Origin of the sequence: Lysinibacillus mangiferihumi, assembly GCF_003049665.1 — a bacterium.
In the GTDB taxonomy this organism is placed as follows: domain Bacteria; phylum Bacillota; class Bacilli; order Bacillales_A; family Planococcaceae; genus Lysinibacillus; species Lysinibacillus mangiferihumi.
The window spans coordinates 1-2,800 of record NZ_PYWM01000078.1; the positions used below are offsets into that span (position 1 = coordinate 1).

At 32.9% G+C, this 2,800-nt stretch carries 3 protein-coding genes; all 3 read right to left on the reverse strand.

Going from position 1 to position 2,800, the window contains the following annotated elements:
- Positions 1–204 precede the first annotated feature (204 nt).
- Positions 205–831 carry an Imm43 family immunity protein gene (locus C9J37_RS27280; protein WP_107897907.1) on the reverse strand — a complete coding sequence of 209 codons (627 nt, stop codon included), beginning with the start codon at positions 829–831 and terminating at the stop codon, positions 205–207.
- Between the two features lie 441 nt (positions 832–1,272).
- Entirely contained in the window at positions 1,273–1,611 is a 339-nt protein-coding gene (locus C9J37_RS27285; RefSeq protein ID WP_282957634.1) for an RHS repeat domain-containing protein, read from the reverse strand.
- A gap of 454 nt (positions 1,612–2,065) precedes the next feature.
- Positions 2,066–2,401, reverse strand: a complete 336-nt coding sequence (locus C9J37_RS27290) for a DUF7716 domain-containing protein (RefSeq protein WP_201262233.1) — start codon at positions 2,399–2,401, stop codon at positions 2,066–2,068.
- Positions 2,402–2,800 lie beyond the last annotated feature (399 nt).

The window sequence follows — 2,800 nt, forward strand, 5'->3', positions numbered from 1 at the left end:
GTCGCAATAACCTTAACAGAAATGGATTCTTTTTTCATCTTTTAAGTGAAAAAGAGAATCCCACAGAAAAGCTGACAAATAAGCTTTTCCGTGGGATTTTGTATATGTTGATGAATAATCTAGGTATTAGTATTTTTAGAACACATTGTTCGTATTTTTTAATCAAAAATGCATTTATGAAATTAACTCACTTACAAAAATTTATTACCGATCATATGAAGAAAAATATTGAGGAACATCTTCTAATTCTATAAATTGAATTCCTTTCATTTGTTTTTCTTCACAAAGTTGCTTAAACCTTTCTGAACAAAATAGATATCTTGCTAATTTTAAGTCATTCAAGCAAAACACGTCTCTATCATTTTCTTGTAGAACAATTTTTTGATATTTTTCAACCATATAATTTATGTCAAAAACCTTATTTTCTGGAACACTTCTTTTTGTAAACTCTGACTTCTCGTAATCAACGAAATCTTCTCTATTATAATACTTAATAAAATAATAGGGTTTCTTTACTTTAGATTTTCCCTTTGAACTAACAACTTGTAGATTTGATGTAACATACTTTTGTAAAGTATTTACTTGATTCATCAAAGTAAAAAAATCACTACTCATAATATGACCATTAAAACCCTCAAAATAGTCAAATTCAATTTTATTATTAGTAATTAACCATAAATCTTTTGGCATTTCTTGTTTTTGAAAAAAGATTTTATTCCATTCGTATCCCATTGCCTCACTATATTTTGTTTCATCAAATGATTCGTGAATAACGCCCTTCAAAAAAATAGGCGACTTTACAATATCCTTAACAATCATATAATAACTCATACTATCACCCTAATCTTTGAAACTTAAGATATTTCCTAGATTGCACAGTACCAAAGTGCCCCTTCTGTATTTTGTTTTTCAATTCTACTTGCAATTTTTGAATATCTGTCCTATCCTCTTTTTCATTTATTAATCCCAGAGAGTATTAATCGGCAATATCCGTCACCCTACTCAAGACATAATCACTATACATAGGGTGTTGAGTATTATGAATCATACTAAAAGAGCTTCCTTTTAATGTGTTGGGGTTGCCAGGCATCATAATACCAATAAATGCTTCATCTCTTAATCCCCCATACCAATAGAGTCAAAGAAGGATTGATGTGTTTCCCATGTATTAGTTGTACTAACACGGTGAGCTTGATATCCTGATATTTTATCTCCAGCTTTTTTCGGTTTCCAGCAAGAATTGGGCTAGGTGCTCTCGCTAAAATGTTAGGATCATTTACATACCATACAACGTAGGTTCCCACCAGCCAGCCCAATCGGGTCAACGTGCGTATACTTCCCTTGCTCTGGGTCGTAGTATTGGAATCGGTTATAATACAAGCCCATTTCTACATCTTCATATTGCCCTTGATACCTAAACGGAATGAAATCTTTGTCACCCGTAAACTCTTTTACTCGTCCATATACATCAAGCTCAGCAGACCAAACCTTATGACCTTGCTCATCATAAGCTTCGACAGGTGTTCTTAGATAATCACTAATAATGCTGAAGTTGCCTTCATTTGTAATTTTTGCTGAAGGGACAAAGCCATCATACAATACCCATGTCACTAAATTATCTGCGATATCGATATCTGTCTAGGAAGCATTCTCCACTGAATTTTTCAATGTATTAGAATTATCTTGTGACAAATTCTCATGCAGAATCGTATTGTCATCCCATACAAAATGAGTAGCTCTCCCTTCCGAACACTTCTCTATCCGCCTACCCTCACGCGTCATAATTGAAAGCTCTCATTATCTGTGAACGATTGATGCGTACTTTGCTCCCAAAGCATCTTTGATTCCGATGTGGTCGAAAGATTCCAAGGTTTATTATAATAATAAAAAGAACGAATTACCATATTACGGAATTCATTCTTTCATGCTTTTCAATGCTCTACTGAAATTTAAAAGGAGTTATTAGCTATACTTACTTCGAATTTGAACAGTATGGCCACAACTAATTAACCGGCCAACATGCCACTTAAGAAGAAATCTTTTCCCTTTATCATTATCTAACCACTTAAAAAACAATAAACGCATCATTTTCAAAATAATAAATAAACGCTTGCAGCAACTGATCTAGTGATGGATTTTCTAACTGATTATTTACATTGTCAATTACATCCTCAATACTTGCACCATCCAACGTTTCTATCCACCCATTTTGTTTCACTTGTTCCGGTAAAAAGTCATCTGAATCAGGTGGAAAATCAAAGCTATCTAATGAAAATATCCCCTCTGTATTTAAACTCCATTCTTTTAAATTTGGAGGAAGATAGAACCAAGTCTCTGGATTCTTTTCTGGATGCGATAACACATCCCTAACACTAATTAAATTCATTTTTTCTTTCATCATGTATTACACCCTCTTGTCAGTTTTTTAAATCCAACCTCTTGGTTTGGATGAAGCCTGCCTTATGGTGCCAAAAATGTTTTGAAGGACTTGTATCCTTGAAAGCACCTCTAAAAAAGAGTAGCTATATGCCCCGTCAGGATTTATGCCACTCTTTAGATATAAGTTTATTTTTTAACTATAGCCACCAAAGTTTTAATTTGTACAAACCATATTGTGGTGTTTAAATCATGTAACATTTTCTTGCTGATTTACACCACAGTGTAAAAATCGGCTGAGAATGAAATACTATTAGCATTAAAAATCAAATTAAGTTATGTTGCTTTTATACTTTTTCTCTATATAAGATAACAATTATTAATTGTCCCTTATCCCAAAAGTATTAAATTTACTGAGCGTTTC

Bases quoted from the DNA above. Each gene is read 5' to 3' on its own strand.
- C9J37_RS27280 (WP_107897907.1), bottom strand. From the start codon at position 831: ATGAGTTATTATATGATTGTTAAGGATATTGTAAAGTCGCCTATTTTT.
- C9J37_RS27290 (WP_201262233.1), bottom strand. From the start codon at position 2,401: ATGATGAAAGAAAAAATGAATTTAATTAGTGTTAGGGATGTGTTATCG.